Below are 18,706 nucleotides of genomic sequence, written 5' to 3'. Positions count from 1 at the left end.
CGATTTTCACCGATAAGAGTTGCGTAGCGCCTCGCAAAGCGGGCCGCCATTCAGAATAATCCCGACCGTGTTCCATAATTCCTCCATTTTTCTCCCTTCCCTGCTGACTACAATAGAGGGAGCAACATTCCGCAAAACGTTTCAGGATGAGAAACTTATACCGATGAAAGGCAGTAATACTTTCCGCTGGGCAATAGCGATTGGGGTTGTAGTGGCCGCCGCCGCATTCTGGTTCTGGCATAGCCGTAGCGAAAGCCCGACCGCCGCGCCGGGCGTTGCCGCGCAAGCGCCGCATACCGCCGCCGCAGGTCGCCGCGGTATGCGCGACGGCCCTCTGGCGCCGGTACAGGCCGCGACCGCGACCACGCAGGCCGTACCGCGCTATCTGAGCGGGCTGGGTACCGTGACCGCCGCGAATACCGTTACGGTGCGTAGCCGCGTGGATGGTCAACTCATCGCCCTGCACTTTCAGGAAGGTCAGCAGGTCAACGCAGGCGATCTGCTGGCGCAAATCGATCCCAGCCAGTTTAAGGTCGCCCTGGCGCAGGCGCAGGGACAGTTGGCGAAAGATAACGCTACGCTGGCGAATGCGCGTCGTGATCTGGCGCGCTATCAGCAACTGGCAAAAACCAATCTGGTTTCCCGTCAGGAACTGGATGCGCAACAGGCGCTGGTCAACGAAACCCAGGGAACCATTAAAGCGGATGAAGCTAATGTCGCCAGCGCGCAGTTACAGCTCGACTGGAGTCGTATCACGGCCCCGGTCTCGGGACGCGTGGGTCTGAAACAGGTGGATGTCGGCAACCAGATTTCCAGCAGCGATACCGCAGGTATTGTCGTCATTACGCAAACGCACCCGATTGATCTCATTTTTACTCTGCCGGAAAGCGATATCGCGACCGTGGTTCAGGCGCAGAAAGCGGGGAAAACGCTGGTCGTAGAAGCCTGGGATCGGACTAACTCGCACAAATTGAGCGAAGGTGTGTTGCTCAGTCTGGACAACCAGATTGATCCCACAACGGGAACGATCAAAATTAAAGCGCGCTTTACCAATCAGGACGATACGCTGTTCCCCAATCAATTTGTGAACGCCCGGATGCTGGTCGATACCGAACAAAATGCCGTTGTGGTGCCTGCCGCGGCGGTGCAAATGGGCAATGAGGGCCACTTTGTGTGGGTGCTGAACGACGAAAATAACGTCAGCAAGAAGCGGGTAAAAATCGGTATTCAGGATAACCGAAACGTGGTGATCAGCGCTGGCTTGTCGGCAGGCGATCGCGTCGTTACCGATGGTATTGATCGGCTGACGGAAGGCGCAAAAGTCGAGGTCGTTGAGCCGCAAACCACCGTGGCGGATGAAAAATCCCCTTCCCGCCATGAAGGTCAAAAAGGAGCGCGCGCCTGATGCAGGGATTACCTCCGGGCAGCACGGGCGGCCCTTCGCGTCTGTTTATTCTGCGCCCCGTGGCCACCACTCTGCTGATGGCGGCGATTTTACTCGCCGGGATTATCGGCTATCGCTTCCTGCCCGTCGCCGCTTTGCCGGAGGTCGACTACCCCACTATTCAGGTTGTTACGCTCTACCCTGGCGCCAGCCCGGATGTCATGACCTCCGCCGTCACCGCGCCGCTTGAGCGCCAGTTCGGCCAGATGTCAGGACTGAAGCAGATGTCGTCGCAAAGTTCCGGCGGCGCGTCGGTGGTGACGCTACAGTTTCAGTTGACGCTGCCGCTGGACGTTGCCGAGCAGGAAGTACAGGCGGCGATTAACGCAGCCACCAATTTATTGCCTTCCGACCTGCCGAATCCGCCGATTTATAGCAAAGTCAACCCGGCGGACCCGCCGATTATGACGCTTGCCGTCACCTCAAACGCAATGCCGATGACCCAGGTAGAGGACATGGTAGAAACCCGCGTGGCGCAGAAGATCTCGCAGGTCTCCGGCGTCGGACTGGTGACGCTTGCCGGCGGGCAGCGCCCTGCGGTACGCGTAAAACTGAATGCTCAGGCTGTCGCCGCGCTCGGTCTGACCAGCGAAACGGTCCGTACCGCAATTACCGGCGCCAACGTCAACTCGGCGAAAGGCAGTCTGGATGGCCCCGAACGGGCGGTGACGCTTTCTGCTAACGATCAGATGCAGTCTGCCGACGAATACCGCAGGCTTATCATCGCGTATCAAAACGGCGCGCCGGTACGGCTGGGCGATGTCGCCACCGTCGAACAGGGGGCGGAAAATAGCTGGCTCGGCGCATGGGCGAATCAAGCGCCGGCTATCGTGATGAATGTTCAACGCCAGCCTGGCGCCAATATCATTGCGACAGCGGACAGCATTCGCCAGATGCTGCCCCAGCTTACCGAAAGCCTGCCGAAATCGGTGAAGGTCACGGTCCTGTCCGATCGCACCACCAATATTCGCGCTTCCGTGCGCGATACCCAGTTTGAACTGATGCTGGCGATCGCGCTGGTCGTCATGATTATCTATCTGTTTTTACGTAATATTCCCGCCACAATTATTCCCGGCGTCGCCGTACCGCTGTCGCTTATCGGCACCTTTGCGGTGATGGTATTTTTGGATTTTTCCATTAATAACCTGACGCTGATGGCGCTCACTATCGCCACGGGTTTCGTGGTGGACGATGCGATTGTGGTGATCGAGAACATCTCGCGCTACATCGAAAAAGGAGAAAAACCGCTGGCGGCGGCGCTCAAAGGCGCGGGCGAAATCGGCTTTACCATTATTTCCCTCACCTTTTCACTGATTGCAGTGCTGATCCCGTTGCTCTTTATGGGCGATATTGTTGGTCGACTGTTCCGCGAATTTGCGGTGACGTTGGCGGTAGCGATTTTAATCTCCGCCGTCGTCTCTTTGACGCTCACGCCCATGATGTGCGCGCGTATGCTCAGCCAGCAGTCTCTGCGTAAACAAAACCGCTTTTCCCGCGCCTGCGAGCGGATGTTTGACCGCGTGATCGCCAGCTACGGACGCGGATTAGCGAAAGTGCTCAACCATCCGTGGCTTACATTGAGCGTGGCATTCGCCACGCTCCTGCTCAGCGTTATGCTGTGGATAGTCATTCCGAAAGGATTCTTTCCGGTACAGGATAACGGCATTATCCAGGGGACGCTGCAGGCGCCGCAATCGTCATCGTATGCCAGTATGGCGCAACGTCAACGCCAGGTGGCGGAGCGGATATTACAGGACCCGGCGGTGCAAAGCCTGACGACTTTTGTTGGCGTAGACGGCGCTAACCCCACGCTGAATAGCGCGCGCCTGCAAATTAACCTCAAGCCGCTGGATGCACGTGATGACCGCGTGCAGCAGGTGATCTCCCGGCTGCAAACCGCCGTGGCGACGATTCCCGGCGTGGCGCTGTATCTCCAGCCGACGCAGGATTTAACCATCGACACGCAGGTCAGCCGCACGCAGTATCAGTTTACCCTGCAGGCCACGACGCTCGATGCGCTCAGCCACTGGGTGCCAAAACTGCAGAACGCGCTACAGTCGTTGCCACAGCTCTCTGAGGTAAGCAGCGACTGGCAAGATCGGGGATTAGCGGCCTGGGTGAATGTCGACCGCGACAGCGCCAGCCGTCTGGGTATCAGCATGGCGGATGTGGATAACGCGCTCTACAACGCGTTCGGACAACGCCTGATTTCAACGATTTATACCCAGGCGAACCAGTACCGTGTCGTGCTGGAACATAATACCGCCAGCATGCCGGGCCTGGCGGCGCTGGAGACGATTCGCCTGACGAGCCGCGACGGCGGCACCGTACCGCTCAGCGCGATTGCCCGCATTGAGCAGCGCTTCGCTCCGCTCTCCATCAATCATTTAGATCAGTTCCCGGTTACGACATTTTCGTTTAACGTGCCGGAGAGCTATTCGCTCGGCGATGCGGTGCAGGCGATTCTCGATACGGAAAAAACGCTCGCCCTGCCAGCGGATATTACAACGCAGTTTCAGGGTAGTACGCTCGCCTTCCAGGCGGCGCTGGGCAGCACCGTCTGGCTTATTGTCGCCGCCGTGGTGGCGATGTATATCGTGCTCGGAGTGCTGTATGAGAGTTTTATCCATCCGATTACGATTCTCTCAACGCTGCCTACGGCGGGCGTCGGCGCGCTGCTGGCGCTGATCATCGCTGGTAGCGAGCTCGATATTATCGCCATTATCGGCATTATTTTGCTGATCGGCATCGTGAAGAAAAACGCCATCATGATGATTGACTTCGCCCTCGCCGCTGAACGCGAACAGGGGATGAGTCCGCGCGACGCTATCTTCCAGGCCTGTCTGCTGCGTTTTCGACCGATTCTGATGACCACGCTGGCGGCGTTGCTCGGGGCATTGCCATTAATGTTGAGTAACGGCGTTGGCGCGGAATTACGTCGCCCGTTGGGGATCGCGATGGTGGGCGGCCTACTGGTCAGCCAGGTATTAACTCTGTTTACCACACCGGTGATTTATCTCCTGTTTGACCGCCTGTCGCTGTACGTGAAAAGTCGCTTTCCGCGCCATAAAGAGGAGGCGTAGATGCGCTTTTTCGCCCTTTTCATCTACCGCCCGGTCGCCACCATTTTGATTGCCGCCGCCATTACGCTGTGCGGCATTCTGGGCTTTCGTCTGCTGCCGGTCGCCCCGCTGCCGCAGGTCGATTTCCCGGTGATTATGGTTAGCGCCTCGCTACCGGGCGCCTCGCCGGAAACCATGGCTTCGTCGGTGGCGACGCCGTTGGAACGCTCTTTGGGACGCATTGCAGGCGTCAATGAAATGACCTCCAGCAGCTCGCTCGGTAGTACGCGCATTATTCTCGAATTTAATTTCGATCGTGATATTAACGGCGCGGCGCGCGACGTGCAGGCCGCCATTAACGCCGCGCAAAGCTTATTGCCAGGCGGAATGCCCAGCCGCCCGACTTATCGCAAGGCCAACCCGTCCGACGCGCCGATTATGATTTTAACGCTCACCTCGGAGAGCTGGTCACAGGGCAAACTGTATGATTTCGCCTCTACCCAACTGGCGCAAACCATCGCGCAAATTGACGGCGTCGGCGATGTTGACGTCGGCGGCAGCTCCCTGCCCGCAGTACGTGTAGGCTTAAACCCGCAGGCGCTCTTTAACCAGGGCGTCTCGCTGGATGAGGTCCGCGAAGCGATCGACAGCGCCAACGTACGCCGACCGCAAGGCGCAATTGAAGATAGCGTCCACCGCTGGCAAATCCAGACCAACGACGAACTGAAAACCGCCGCCGAATATCAGCCGCTGATTATTCACTATAACAACGGCGCGGCGGTACGCCTGGGCGACGTCGCCAGCGTCACCGACTCGGTGCAGGATGTCCGTAACGCCGGGATGACGAACGCTAAACCCGCTATTTTGTTGATGATCCGCAAGCTGCCGGAGGCCAACATTATTCAGACGGTCGACGGCATCCGGGCAAAACTGCCGGAACTGCGGGCAATGATCCCCGCCGCTATCGATTTACAAATCGCCCAGGATCGTTCGCCGACGATTCGCGCATCGCTGCAAGAGGTAGAAGAGACACTGGCTATCTCTGTTGCGCTGGTGATCCTGGTGGTGTTTTTATTCCTGCGTTCCGGGCGCGCCACGCTAATCCCCGCCGTCGCCGTTCCCGTTTCGCTCATCGGCACCTTCGCCGCCATGTATCTGTGCGGCTTCAGCCTCAACAATCTGTCGCTGATGGCGCTGACTATCGCGACCGGATTTGTCGTTGATGATGCCATTGTGGTGCTGGAAAATATCGCCCGCCATCTGGAGGCGGGAATGAAACCTTTGCAGGCGGCATTACAGGGTACGCGGGAAGTCGGGTTTACGGTCATCTCCATGAGTCTGTCGCTGGTGGCGGTATTTCTGCCGCTGCTGTTAATGGGCGGCCTGCCAGGACGATTATTACGGGAATTCGCCGTTACCCTCTCGGTGGCGATTGGCATTTCGCTGGTGGTCTCGCTCACACTGACGCCGATGATGTGCGGCTGGATGCTTAAATCAAGCAAACCGCGCACCCAACCGCGTAAACGGGGCGTTGGCCGTTTGCTGGTCGCCTTGCAACAGGGTTACGGCACGTCGTTAAAATGGGTGCTTAACCATACGCGTCTTGTCGGGGTGGTTTTTCTTGGCACCGTTGCGCTGAACATCTGGCTTTATATCGCCATCCCTAAAACATTCTTTCCGGAGCAGGATACCGGCGTGTTGATGGGCGGTATTCAGGCTGACCAGAGCATCTCTTTCCAGGCCATGCGCGGCAAGCTGCAGGATTTTATGAAAATTATTCGCGACGATCCGGCGGTGAATAATGTCACTGGTTTTACCGGCGGATCGAGGGTGAATAGCGGCATGATGTTTATTACGCTGAAGCCGCGCGGCGAACGCAAAGAGACGGCGCAGCAAATCATTGATCGACTGCGGGTCAAACTGGCAAAAGAACCTGGCGCCAGGCTGTTTCTGATGGCGGTACAGGATATTCGCGTCGGCGGGCGGCAGGCTAACGCCAGTTACCAATATACGTTGCTGTCTGACTCTCTGGCGGCGCTGCGCGAATGGGAGCCGAAAATACGCAAAGCGCTCTCGGCCCTGCCGCAACTGGCGGACGTAAACTCCGACCAGCAGGATAACGGCGCGGAGATGAACCTTATCTACGACCGCGACACCATGTCACGGCTGGGTATTGATGTTCAGGCCGCAAACAGTCTGTTAAATAATGCTTTCGGCCAGCGGCAAATTTCCACCATTTATCAGCCGATGAACCAGTATAAAGTGGTGATGGAAGTCGATCCGCGCTATAGCCAGGATATCAGCGCGCTGGAGAAAATGTTCGTTATCAACCGTGACGGAAAAGCGATTCCCCTCTCTTATTTCGCCCAATGGCGGCCCGCCAATGCGCCGCTGTCGGTGAACCATCAGGGACTTTCCGCGGCGTCCACGATTGCCTTTAACCTGCCGACCGGCACATCGTTATCGCAGGCGACAGAGGCCATTAATCGCACCATGACGCAGCTTGGCGTCCCCTCGACGGTACGCGGCAGTTTTTCCGGAACGGCGCAAGTCTTCCAGCAGACCATGAATTCACAGCTTATTTTGATAGTGGCGGCGATCGCTACCGTCTACATTGTGCTGGGGATACTGTACGAAAGCTACGTCCATCCACTGACCATTCTCTCTACTCTACCATCGGCGGGCGTTGGGGCGCTTCTGGCGCTGGAGCTCTTCAATGCCCCTTTCAGCCTAATCGCCCTGATAGGGATCATGCTATTAATTGGCATTGTGAAGAAAAACGCCATTATGATGGTCGATTTTGCGCTTGAAGCGCAACGAAGCGGCGGCCTGACGCCGGAACAAGCCATTTTCCAGGCCTGCTTGTTACGCTTCCGTCCAATAATGATGACCACGCTGGCGGCTCTGTTCGGCGCACTGCCATTGGTGTTATCTGGCGGAGACGGTTCGGAATTACGGCAGCCGCTGGGGATAACCATTGTCGGCGGTTTGGTCATGAGTCAGCTCCTGACGCTCTATACCACGCCGGTGGTGTATCTCTTTTTCGACCGTCTGCGGCTGCGTTTTTCGCGTAAAAATAGCAAACCGGTAGTAGAGATATGACAGAACTTCCTGACAACACCCGCTGGCAACTCTGGATTGTGGCATTCGGCTTTTTTATGCAGTCGCTGGATACCACCATCGTCAACACTGCGCTGCCCTCCATGGCGAAAAGCCTGGGGGAAAGCCCGCTGCATATGCACATGGTAGTGGTGTCATATGTTCTTACCGTCGCCGTGATGCTCCCCGCCAGCGGCTGGCTGGCAGACAAAATCGGCGTGCGTAATATTTTCTTTGCCGCCATCGTGCTGTTCACGCTGGGTTCGCTGTTTTGCGCCCTCTCCGGTACGCTTAATCAACTGGTATTAGCGCGAGTTTTACAAGGCGTAGGCGGCGCGATGATGGTGCCGGTCGGACGCCTGACGGTCATGAAAATCGTGCCGCGCGCGCAATATATGGCGGCGATGACCTTCGTCACCCTACCGGGACAGATCGGGCCGTTACTCGGCCCCGCGCTGGGCGGGGTGCTGGTGGAATATGCTTCATGGCACTGGATCTTTCTGATCAATATCCCGGTGGGAATTGTCGGCGCTATGGCAACCTTTATGCTGATGCCAAACTACACCATAGAGACCCGGCGCTTTGATCTGCCGGGGTTCCTGCTGTTAGCTATCGGCATGGCGGTACTCACGCTGGCGCTGGACGGTAGTAAAAGCATGGGGATTTCGCCCTGGACATTAGCCGGACTTGCTGCGGGCGGCGCGGCAGCCATTCTGCTCTATCTCTTCCATGCCAAAAAAAACTCAGGCGCGTTATTCAGCCTGCGATTGTTCCGCACGCCCACGTTTTCACTGGGGTTGCTGGGCAGTTTTGCCGGGCGTATCGGCAGCGGTATGCTGCCGTTTATGACGCCGGTCTTTTTGCAAATTGGTCTTGGTTTTTCACCGTTTCATGCCGGTTTGATGATGATCCCCATGGTGCTGGGCAGCATGGGAATGAAGCGGATTGTGGTGCAGATAGTTAACCGTTTTGGCTATCGTCGGGTTCTGGTGGCGACTACGCTCGGACTGGCATTGGTTAGCCTGTTGTTTATGTCGGTCGCGCTGCTCGGCTGGTATTATCTCCTGCCGCTGGTACTGCTTTTGCAGGGAATGGTGAACTCGGCACGCTTTTCTTCCATGAATACCTTAACGCTAAAAGACCTTCCCGATACGCTGGCCAGCAGCGGCAATAGCTTATTATCGATGATTATGCAGCTCTCGATGAGTATCGGCGTCACTATTGCCGGAATGCTGCTGGGTATGTTTGGCCAACAGCATATCGGGATAGACAGTAGCGCCACACATCACGTCTTTATGTACACCTGGTTATGTATGGCGGTTATTATCGCGCTACCGGCGATAATTTTTGCCCGCGTGCCGAACGATACACAGCAAAACATGGTCATTTCACGGCGTAAAAGGAGCCTGTAATGAAAGTCTGGCGGCCCGGAATCACCGGCAAGCTGTTTCTGGCGATTTTCGCCACCTGCATCGTGCTGCTGATCAGTATGCATTGGGCCGTGCGCGTCAGTTTTGAACGCGGATTTATTGACTATATCAAACACGGCAACGAGCAGCGGCTACAAATGCTGGGCGATGCGCTGGGCGACCAGTACCAGCAACACGGCAACTGGCGTTTTTTACGCAACAATGATCGCTTCGTTTTCCAGATTCTGCGTTCATTTGAGCATGACAACGACCGGGATAAACCCGGCCCCGGTATACCGCCGCACGGTTGGCGCACCCAGTTCTGGGTCGTCGATCAAAATGGCCGGGTGCTGGTCGGCCCACGCGGTCCGGTGCCGCATGACGGTACTCGTCGGCCCATTCTGGTCAATGGCGCCGAAGTCGGCGCGGTTATCGCCTCTCCTGTCGAGCGGCTGACGCGCAACACTGATATTAATTTTGATAAGCAGCAGCGGCGCGCCAGTTGGATGATCGTGGCGTTATCAACGTTGCTGGCCGCGCTGGCGACGTTTTTGCTGGCGCGTGGCCTGCTCGCCCCGGTCAAACGGTTGGTCGAGGGTACGCACAGACTGGCGGCGGGGGATTTTACCACGCGCGTGACCCCAACCAGCGCCGATGAGCTGGGAAAACTGGCGCAAGACTTTAACCAGCTTGCCAGCACGCTGGAAAAAAACCAGCAGATGCGCCGCGACTTTATGGCGGATATTTCCCACGAACTGCGCACGCCGCTGGCGGTATTGCGCGGCGAACTGGAAGCCATTCAGGATGGCGTTCGCCAGTTCACGCCAGAATCGGTTACCTCGCTACAGGCGGAAGTCGGTACGCTTACCAAACTGGTTGACGACCTGCATCAGCTGTCGTTGTCTGACGAGGGCGCGCTGGCTTACCAAAAAACGACCGTCGATCTTGTCCCCCTGTTGGAAGTCGCTGGCGGCGCGTTCAGAGAGCGCTTTACCAGCCGGGGGCTAACGCTACATTACGCGTTGCCGGATAGCATGACCGTCTTCGGCGACCCGGATCGCCTGATGCAACTGTTTAATAATCTACTGGAAAACAGTCTGCGCTACACCGACAGCGGCGGCGGCCTGCATATTTCCGCCGAACAACGCGACAAATCATTATTCCTGACCTTTGCCGATTCTGCACCGGGCGTCAGCGATGAACAGTTACAAAAGCTTTTTGACCGTTTTTACCGCACGGAAGTGTCCCGTAACCGCGCCAGCGGCGGTTCTGGACTGGGGCTGGCAATATGCGTCAATATTGTACACGCGCATAACGGTCATCTTCACGCCGCTCATTCGCCTTTTGGCGGGGTTAGCATTACAGTAGAGTTACCGCTGGATCGCGATTTACAGAGAGAAGTATGACTGAATTACCCATTGATGAAAACACGCCGCGCATTTTGATTGTTGAAGATGAACCCAAGCTGGGTCAGCTGCTTATTGACTACTTACGCGCGGCGAGTTACGCCCCCACGCTCATCAATCATGGCGACAAGGTACTGCCGTATGTGCGTCAAACGCCGCCGGATCTGATTCTGCTGGATCTGATGCTGCCGGGTACCGATGGTCTGACGCTATGCCGGGAGATTCGCCGTTTTTCCGACATCCCCATTGTGATGGTCACAGCCAAAATCGAAGAGATCGACCGACTACTTGGGCTGGAAATCGGCGCCGATGATTATATCTGTAAGCCTTACAGCCCGCGCGAAGTCGTGGCCCGCGTGAAAACCATTTTGCGCCGCTGTAAACCGCAGCGTGAACTCCAGCAGCAGGATGCCGAAAGCCCGTTAATGATTGATGAAAGCCGCTTTCAGGCCTCCTGGTGTGGTAAAGCGCTGGATTTAACCCCCGCTGAATTCCGCCTGCTAAAAACCTTATCGCTTGAACCGGGTAAAGTTTTTTCCCGCGAGCAGTTGTTAAACCACCTCTACGACGACTACCGTGTGGTGACCGATCGTACTATCGACAGCCACATTAAAAACCTGCGCCGTAAACTGGAATCGCTGGATGCCGAACAGTCATTTATACGCGCGGTCTACGGGGTGGGATATCGCTGGGAAGCGGATGCGTGTCGCCTGGTATAATGATTATTGGCATAACAATAACAAGGTCGTAAGACGATATTTTCCGCCAACGCTATTCTGGCGGAATTAACACACTGTCCTCTTTCCTTTGGCCGAGCGGTATCCCGAAAACCACAACGAACGCGATCGGGGACAATAAATTATTTGGCCGCTCTTTTTAGTTTACCGATATACTGTGAGTAGTTTTTTAAACTTATTGCGCATTAATTCATTAAGTGAATCTAAAAATACATAAACATAATACCAGCTTAATTATACATGGATTTTTATGACAGAAACGTCATCTCACCGCTATAAACCACGCAATATAATAAATGCGCCAAATGTAAAATCATCTATTTTTTCCCGGAGCCAACAACGCGGCGACAGCGAAAATATCCAGCGCTGGTTAAGCAACCATTTTTATCGTTGGATTATTGGTGACTTTCCTCATGTTTACCCTGTGCGCTCCGTCGCCGATTATGCCGTTTATTTTAGCGCTGATGCAGAAATCCCCGCCTGGCTGGCGCCAAAGCTGGGTGGCGATGAGCGCTTTTACTACCTTAACGTTCAGCACCCGCAACTCGTGGCAATGGAAAGAGATTTAGTGGAATTTCTTTCGCGTCAGGAAGGAACGCGGCTGGAAACTAAACTACAGCGTATCAACTGCTTTACCGTGCTGGCAATGCGCGAAGCGGAGCATCAAAAAATGCAGCGCCTGCGTGAACAAGGTTGGTATCCCTCCAACAGCGAGGCGCTAAAACCGGTGATGGCGGTGAATAACGGTGTACTGGTTGAGCTTGATGCAACAAACCCCGGCCTGCGCAGTGAGATGGCGTATGAATCCTGGCATATGCAACACTGCGTCGGAGATTTTGATAATAAAGGCGCGCTTTCCGGCGGCTACGGCGATTACTACGCCCGGCAAATTGAACAACAGAAACTTCGCCTGTTCAGCCTGCGCGACGGCAATAATATTCCCCACGTCACAATAAGCCTGGTGGTTGGTAATAACGGCCTGAGCATTGATCAGATTAAAGGTAAGCAAAATCGCTATCCTATTAAGAAATATGCTAACGATGTTTTATCTCTGTTACGCCATCTGCAACCACTTCCTGAGCGCCACGCTGATTGCGAAGGGATGGGAATAGTTTATGAATCGACGCCGGAATATTCAGGTTGGAAATTTATTACGCATATTCATGACCTCAATTTTCTGCTCAATGTGCTGCATGACAATTTTCATTTAATGGAGCACTTCCCTACGCCTCCGGTGGCTTTACAGTGGCTGCTGCTGCACAGCGCCCCGGAGGCGCTGCGCTACCTTCAGGTTGTTGATCCTAACGTGGCGACGGCTGCGGAAATGCTGTTTCCGCAGCATGAATGGCATCCTACGCTTGCCGGGGAAAACACCAGTAGCGAACCTTTCGAAATTGAAAGCCTGACGCTACAAACCACGCGTTACCTTCCTGTCATCAAGGAGGTGCAATAATGTTCTGGATTGTTCTTATTATTGCCGCCCTATTTTTTAGCTGGCGCAACTACAAAAAAAACAAACCGCTGATTGCGGCCCGTATCGCCGAGGAGAAAGAAAAAGATCGTCTGAAGGATCTGCGTCGCGATACCCGACGGCGGCAATGGGCGCTGGCGCTAGCTGATATCCTCGCCCGGCGCAACGGGCTACCGATCAAAGGCGTTGAGCTGGTCTTCAAACTTGACGATGACAAACGCCGCTATCTGGCGCAGCAGGTAAAAAAAGAGCTGGGCTTGAGCGAAAACCTCGACGGCGCGGCGTTACGCCACAAGGTTGAGGATATCTTACGCCGCTGGCCTGCGGGCATCGGCAGCTCGCCGCGCACGTTTTATCATCATCTGGCGGCCCAGGGCCAGGTCCGCGACGCGCTGGCCTTCGACTGTATGCGTACCGCCTTTCTGACCCGCTGTATCGCCGGGCTCGGCTGGTGTGACGTACATCTGGCCTGGCTGGTGTTATTGCTCAACGCCCAGCGCGCTCAGGACTGTTTTGATTCCTGGGAGGATTACGCCACCGCCTACGTTCGTGCCCGCCGGGTATGGCTCACGCTACGTGACACGCCAACAGCGCTTGCCGGACGGGATTTACAGGAAGCCACCCATTATTTGCAAGACCCGGTCAGCCGCTGGCGACAACTGCCGTGGAATGAATTCAAAATTTTCGAGCCGATTTAAAGGACGCTTTATGGAACAGGATGATCGTCTGCTCAACGCTATGTTTGAGATGTGCAACCACAAAAATCCCCTCAATGACGGGCAACGCGAATGGCATATCGCCGATATTCCCGGCCTGCTGCGCGAAGAACGCTATGACGAACTGGACGAACGCTACAACCAGGCGCTGACGGAGAGCTTTACCAGCCGCGAAGCGGAAAAGCGCTATTTCTTCGCCTGGAATCAAATGGACAACCCTTTTTACGATATGGACACGCTGGTTGAGGCTGGGCCGCAAGGATTAGCGCTGATCAAAAACTGGCAGCGCGCTCGTCCCCGCTCCACTCACGCCTGGCTTGCCGAGGCGCAATACTGGAATCACCGTGCGTGGCTTTACCGCAGCTATGGCTGGGCGAGAGAAACCACCCGAGCGATGTGGATCTGCGCCGCCGCCTGCAACGAACGGATGGTCATCGCCGTGCTCAATGCTATCGACTGTGAACCGCGCCAGTGGATGGCGGCGGCCCTGACCAGCACCAACTCAAAAGTCTTCGGCCAGCCCGCCTGGCTGGTTGAGTTCCTCGAGGGCGCGGATGTTGCCGGGCAGCCATTAATGGAAGATCTGGCTGAATATCATCGCCATTCACCGCAGGAGGTGGATGCGCTGATGGCCCATTCCGGGCTGTCGTTTGCCGACGCGGTTTGCCCAAATTTGCCGCGCCCGTCCGTGCTGCCGGAGTGCAATGACGATGCCGGGCAAAAATACTGGCTCGCCGTCTGCCTGGCTATTTTCCCGACGGCATTTTACGTGCTGGATGAATATATCCCGTTTCGTATGCCGCGCTGGGGAGGGTCTCACGAGGAAATCCGCGAATTTCTGGAATCAAGCGTATGCGATCACCTTTCTGCCGCAGAACGTGAACATCTGGAGCTATTGATCTGGTGGGACGATCACCGCGATCTGCGCATCAAAGAGGTTGACTCCCCGGCAGAACAGGAACGTATTATCGCCAAAGCCGAAGAGATTAGCCTGCGAGCGCATATCCAGGAATCTCGCCACAACGCGCTGAAGTGGCTGCGGGTCTGCTATAGCGATCTGGACGATAATGACGCGCTCTGGCGAACCCTTCAGCGTTCGATCGTGGAAAAAGTTAAGTTCAACAATTACTTCTTTGATGACACGATAAAGTTCGCCCTGCGCGATTTTCCTGACACCTGGTGGATGTATAATTTTCTCTGTCAGAATGCGCAGCAAACGGAATTCGCAGTGCCGAAAATCCGTCGTGGCTACTTTCAGTACGCCGGGTTATTGGGTTTCGAAAAGGATGAGGCGCAAGGCCTCGCCTGGCTCGATAGCGTCGCCGACATTCAATATAACCATAACTGGCGGGCGGCGATTAAAAATTTCAACTGGTTCGGGCTCCCGGAACATTTCGTGCCGCTGGCAGAGCTGGGCGCACAAAGAAATATACCCGCCGCGCTAAACCTGCTGGGCCTTGAACACAATAATAAAGAGAACAACGGCCTACTACCTTACGATCCTGCCATCGCGTTAGGGTATTTTCAGCGCGCGGCGGAGATTTTGCACCGGCAGTTAGCGCTGCGCGAGAGCACCCCGTACAAATTAATAGATAACGGAGGCTATACCGACTATGAAAATGACCTGCAAAATATTCATTTCAGCATCGGCGTCTGCAACCAGCGTCTGAGTAAACAAGAACCTGATACCGAAAAACGTTCCGCTTATGAAAAAGAACTGCTCGATAATCTCTGGCTGGCGCATCAGTTCGGGCATAAAGAGGCCTGGGGCTTGTTCCTGCTGAATATTTTTGAAGTGAAGGATATTACGCTGGCGCATAAGCATTTGGAACTGGTGCAACAAGAGGCCAACAAAGGCACGCTACATGCTATGGTGACCCTATCGCGCCTGCACGGTAATAAACACGATCGAACGCTGTTTAATATGAGGCTAAGCGCACGCTGGGCGCATTTTGCCTTCACGCTTTACCCGGATAATGAAATCGTTATGGACTGCCTGGACCACCTGCATTTCGATTCTTTCTGGAAACGCTTCCGTTTCGCGTGGTATACCGTCCGCATCCCGAATTCAGAGCTGCCGGGACAGGTAAACTCAATGGTGTAAGGTGGTGATAATCCAAAGAAAATCTCTATTTCTTTGCGCCCTGCTTCTACTCTGCGCCACCGCCAGGGCTGAAATTACGGAGCAGCAGATCGAGGCCGACTGCGCAAAAATTCCAGTTTTGGCCAGCCAGGGCGAACAGCTTTACAAGACCCAAAAATATGCCAAAGCGCGCGACGCTTTTGAACAGCAGGCCGCATGGAGCGAAAGCTGCGCCCTTGACGACAGCGCCATCGCGACGGCCTACAACAACGTGGCGCTGACCTGGATACGCGAAGGCGAGTGGCGTAAAGCCCGCGCCTGGCTGACGCTAAGGCCGAATGATAGCAAGTCGATCTACAACCTGAAACTGATCAAAGATAAGCTATCGGCCCTGCCGCCACCGGTTTCCGCAGTGGGTGAATACTGGCGCTATGCCGGGCGCGCCTCCTGGAACGTGCTTAGCGTGAAGGCATTACCCACCCCATCGCGCTATCAGGTTAATTTTCAGGGTTACTGGTTCGGTTTAATGGGGATCTACTTCGGCCCCAATATCGGCGAGTTCTCCGCAACGGTAACGCTGAAAAACGATAAAACCATCGTGGCGCTTCGGGAAGGCGATGATATTCACTGCGACATTTCGCTGGCTTTTTCTTCTGAAACCATTGATGCCAGCACCGATACGTTTGTGGACTGCGGTTTTGGCGCAAATGTCCGCGCCGACGGGCACTATCTGCGCGTTGAATAAATCTGGCGCGGAAACTGAAATTTTATGATTAACCTGAGATCAGTTGAAATTAACAATCTATTTATAATTCTCATAACGTTCCTCATTCTTTCCTGATATCCATATGACATTAACACCTCCATTACAATTATTAATGTCGTAAGCATGGTATATTTAACGCTCGCTTCTTTTTTTCACCCTGTGATACTGCATTTCTGGATATCAATTTGAACCGACCATTTTCCATTTGATATTGTTCCTTTATATAAATCTGAGGCGCCTGATCTTTAAACTTTATAGTTACAAGATGACCATCTTTGCTGTCTTCATACCACCTATATATAACATAACTATCAATGCTTATTGTGTAATCCTGACGGATGACAAAATCAGAAAAACGCACGATATCTTCATAAGCAAAAAAGCTACTAAGCAATAAAGCATCCACCAGGTTTCCTTTTGCATCGTAACTATTTATTTGCACATTAAGCAATGACGTATCAGACTCTCCAATTTTATTATAAATTATCAATTTGTAAATATTACCATCATGTCCAAAGTACCCTAATTCATAATAACGGACACCATCACCAATATACGGAGAAATAAAATTCTCACCTTTTACCGGCACCTTAATTTCCTGTTGATTAAATAAGTTAGTTTTCTCTTTATATTCACTTGGTAATTTTAACTCCATTACATTATCATCGGAATTAATATCCTTATAATAACAAGCCAATTGCGAAAACTGCGTGGAATCAACAGGGAGAACCAATTCTTTACTCTTTTGATTATTACAACCAACACTTGTTAAAATAATGCCAAACAATATGGCCGAACGCAGTAAACTTAAAGAAAAAGTTAATCTATAACTATTCATAGTCGGCCTTAACTTTCGTAATACGCATCATCCTGTCTCATCTCTTATTATTTAAAGAGTTCTCTGGTAAAAGCCAGTTCAGTATTTGCTGATATCAACCTGTCAACCAGTGGACAGAACCACTCTGGCGCATCCCATTTACTGAAATCAGCCTGATGTTCTATGGCTAATGGTGTCTTTAATAATGGATGATCAATTTCTGGCGTGGTAAGACCATGTGCTGCACGAAATTTTTTCACTGCCTGATATTCAAAAGGCCAGAGCAAAAGTTCCTGTGGCTCTATTTCATAACCGTTAAGAGCATATTCATTTTCTGTAGTCTCTGTACGCGCAGACCATTTCAGATGGCAGTCACAAAGCTCAGCCAACCACTCTTTTAGTACCGCTTCATCCTGTGAGTAAAGAGCTTCTTTCACAAAATCATAATAGAAACGCTCAACCGGAATACCATGCGACTGCCAGTCAACCGTCTGCTTATGTTCACTGGCTAGCATTTCAATTGCCAGAACAATGGTCTTTTGAGGCAATAGATTTCTCGCTCGTTCTGCTTCAAAGTTCTTTAATCCTTTAATAAAAAGAGGATAGAAGCGACGGGCAACATCAATTTTATTGGTAGCAATCTGAAGAAGTAAGGGAATTCCCTGATTATATAGCAGTTCATCAGAAACAAATACTTTATCTGGTTGTTCAAAATAGCCACAAAACAATCCCATCGCATCAAATGCAACAGAAGCACATAGTAAATTATTTTTTATTTTATTTTTAAAATAGACATTCCAAGCGTAAAGGTAAAGAAAAGTCCTTGAATTATTAAGGAAAAATAGATTGAAAGAGGATAATATTTCTTCCTCACCATACTTACCTATTATTTTAAGGTCAGTGGAAATAGTTCTTTCTGTAATATGAGTATATCGTTCCACATCCATACTTGCAGAGTTATCACTATTAAAATACTGAGATATCTCATTATATCTGCTCATGTAGCGCCCTTATTTTTTCACATCTGGATGGACTGGAATATCCACACCAAAAATTTTTTTAACTGTTTGCCCCACTCTTTCATCACTAAAAAAAACGAAAGTGAGGGCATTCCTTCAGGACAGGCATCATTCGAGACTAATCTGTAGTTTTCATCAATATCCTGCCCGGACACAACCCCCTCCTTACAGGGCAAGATTACGAAACCCCGCCCCCCGCAAGGACTGACGCGAGGTACTCTCTGTCCATCGCCACATCCAAACGCCAGTGCAATTTATTTTCCACATCCCAATGACTTCTCATCGCATTAGCAAATTTTTCTGCTGTTAAATCCGCTGAACTTATATAATATCTCACCCAACATTTCCGGTTCTTTCTTTCCGCTATGTTTCTCTGAACGAAAAGATACCGTCACACATAGTTTTTTAACCCTTCCATTCAAATGTAAAAGAAATTAGCTCATCCGGAACATCACTGACAATATGAGTCACATGTTATTTAACATTCAATGAGAAATATATCTCTTTGTAATCTTTAAATAAGGGTGAATCCCCTACGCCCATAAAAATGAACATTATTTTTGTTGGTGGTAATGCCACCTCTGCCTGAAAGCACTGATCTATCAGGGAAAGATCATAACAACCATAACTCAAACATTAATTTATGAATTTAGTAATAACGCAACATTGATCTGTAA

The 18,706-nt window shown here is 52.8% G+C and carries 13 protein-coding genes and 1 pseudogene; 10 read left to right on the top strand and 4 right to left on the bottom strand.

The window, feature by feature from the left end:
- Positions 1-163 precede the first annotated feature (163 nt).
- The 10 genes from mdtA to ACH0VJ_RS17865 all read left to right on the top strand — a co-directional run bounded on the left by mdtA (position 164) and on the right by ACH0VJ_RS17865 (position 16,172).
- Entirely contained in the window at positions 164-1,405 is a 1,242-nt protein-coding gene (gene mdtA, locus ACH0VJ_RS17910; protein WP_000678816.1) for a multidrug efflux RND transporter subunit MdtA, read from the top strand.
- Complete coding sequence (gene mdtB / locus ACH0VJ_RS17905; RefSeq protein WP_001161773.1) at positions 1,405-4,527, top strand: multidrug efflux RND transporter permease subunit MdtB; 3,123 nt, start codon at positions 1,405-1,407, stop codon at positions 4,525-4,527. Before mdtA ends, mdtB begins: the two co-directional genes overlap by 1 nt.
- Complete coding sequence (gene mdtC / locus ACH0VJ_RS17900) at positions 4,528-7,608, top strand: multidrug efflux RND transporter permease subunit MdtC (protein ID WP_001210077.1); 3,081 nt, start codon at positions 4,528-4,530, stop codon at positions 7,606-7,608.
- Positions 7,605-9,017, top strand: a complete 1,413-nt coding sequence (locus tag ACH0VJ_RS17895) for an MFS transporter (RefSeq protein ID WP_000137818.1) — start codon at positions 7,605-7,607, stop codon at positions 9,015-9,017. The genes mdtC and ACH0VJ_RS17895 overlap by 4 nt, the downstream gene beginning before the upstream one ends.
- The gene (baeS, locus tag ACH0VJ_RS17890; protein ID WP_000870067.1) at positions 9,017-10,420 is read left to right on the top strand and encodes a two-component system sensor histidine kinase BaeS; all 1,404 of its coding nucleotides are present in this window, start codon (positions 9,017-9,019) and stop codon (positions 10,418-10,420) included. The genes ACH0VJ_RS17895 and baeS overlap by 1 nt, the downstream gene beginning before the upstream one ends.
- Complete coding sequence (baeR, locus tag ACH0VJ_RS17885) at positions 10,417-11,139, top strand: two-component system response regulator BaeR (protein WP_000137854.1); 723 nt, start codon at positions 10,417-10,419, stop codon at positions 11,137-11,139. Before baeS ends, baeR begins: the two co-directional genes overlap by 4 nt.
- 268 nt (positions 11,140-11,407) lie before the next feature.
- Positions 11,408-12,610, top strand: coding sequence for a hypothetical protein (locus ACH0VJ_RS17880; RefSeq protein ID WP_000141062.1), 1,203 nt, complete (start codon positions 11,408-11,410; stop codon positions 12,608-12,610).
- The gene (locus ACH0VJ_RS17875) at positions 12,610-13,326 is read left to right on the top strand and encodes a DUF1266 domain-containing protein (RefSeq protein WP_000498585.1); all 717 of its coding nucleotides are present in this window, start codon (positions 12,610-12,612) and stop codon (positions 13,324-13,326) included. The genes ACH0VJ_RS17880 and ACH0VJ_RS17875 overlap by 1 nt, the downstream gene beginning before the upstream one ends.
- 10 nt (positions 13,327-13,336) lie before the next feature.
- Positions 13,337-15,448 carry a DUF4034 domain-containing protein gene (locus ACH0VJ_RS17870; protein WP_000434244.1) on the top strand — a complete coding sequence of 704 codons (2,112 nt, stop codon included), beginning with the start codon at positions 13,337-13,339 and terminating at the stop codon, positions 15,446-15,448.
- A gap of 4 nt (positions 15,449-15,452) precedes the next feature.
- Entirely contained in the window at positions 15,453-16,172 is a 720-nt protein-coding gene (locus tag ACH0VJ_RS17865; RefSeq protein WP_000586679.1) for a tetratricopeptide repeat protein, read from the top strand.
- A 130-nt stretch (positions 16,173-16,302) separates the two neighbouring features.
- On the opposite strand, the gene ACH0VJ_RS17860 is transcribed toward ACH0VJ_RS17865, so the two are convergent.
- From ACH0VJ_RS17860 to ACH0VJ_RS17845, 4 genes and pseudogenes are all read right to left on the bottom strand, one after another.
- Positions 16,303-17,031 carry a hypothetical protein gene (locus tag ACH0VJ_RS17860; RefSeq protein ID WP_001089886.1) on the bottom strand — a complete coding sequence of 243 codons (729 nt, stop codon included), beginning with the start codon at positions 17,029-17,031 and terminating at the stop codon, positions 16,303-16,305.
- Positions 17,032-17,078: 47 nt separating this feature from the next.
- Positions 17,079-18,011: a hypothetical protein gene (locus ACH0VJ_RS17855; protein ID WP_000092683.1), complete on the bottom strand. Its 933-nt coding sequence runs from the start codon at positions 18,009-18,011 to the stop codon at positions 17,079-17,081.
- Positions 18,012-18,028: 17 nt separating this feature from the next.
- Positions 18,029-18,184 (bottom strand): hypothetical protein, encoded by a 156-nt coding sequence (locus ACH0VJ_RS17850; RefSeq protein WP_001536589.1) that lies wholly within the window; start codon positions 18,182-18,184, stop codon positions 18,029-18,031.
- 23 nt (positions 18,185-18,207) lie between these two features.
- A pseudogene (locus ACH0VJ_RS17845) lies at positions 18,208-18,494 on the bottom strand (ISAs1 family transposase); the annotation flags it as partial.
- Between the last annotated feature and the right edge of the window lie 212 nt (positions 18,495-18,706).

Source organism: Salmonella sp. 2020_1459 (genome assembly GCF_043847915.1).
GTDB classification, from domain to species: Bacteria; Pseudomonadota; Gammaproteobacteria; order Enterobacterales; family Enterobacteriaceae; genus Salmonella; species Salmonella enterica.
This window is presented reverse-complemented; position numbering and strand designations above follow the sequence as displayed.